Raw genomic sequence first — 239 nt, forward strand, 5'->3', positions numbered from 1 at the left:
TCCGATCTCTTTTTATTCGAATGGCTGGAACCTCAGCCAAGGCGCACCATATCCCCGGCATTCTTCCACTGGCGGCTATTCTTCGGTCAACCGTCAGCCCGTCGTCTCTCCGGAGGCGGCGGGCTTCTCTTTTGGGGCGGGAACTGTCAAGCGCAAGAAAGTACCCCGGATAGCAAGCTCCAGGCTCTAACGATGAGCACAAAGGATCGTGTCAGCAATTCAGGTGCTGCCGCGTGGTG

1 protein-coding gene is annotated in these 239 nt (G+C 57.3%); it reads left to right on the plus strand.

The genetic code is table 11. The features are described from left to right. Positions 1-190, plus strand: a 190-nt coding sequence (locus tag C7I85_RS31495) for a hypothetical protein (RefSeq protein ID WP_210203120.1), incomplete at its 5' end; no start/stop codon positions are given. Positions 191-239: the final 49 nt, after the last annotated feature.

It is taken from the genome of Pseudaminobacter soli (ex Li et al. 2025) (assembly GCF_003012705.1).
Classification (GTDB): domain Bacteria; phylum Pseudomonadota; class Alphaproteobacteria; order Rhizobiales; family Rhizobiaceae; genus Pseudaminobacter; species Pseudaminobacter soli.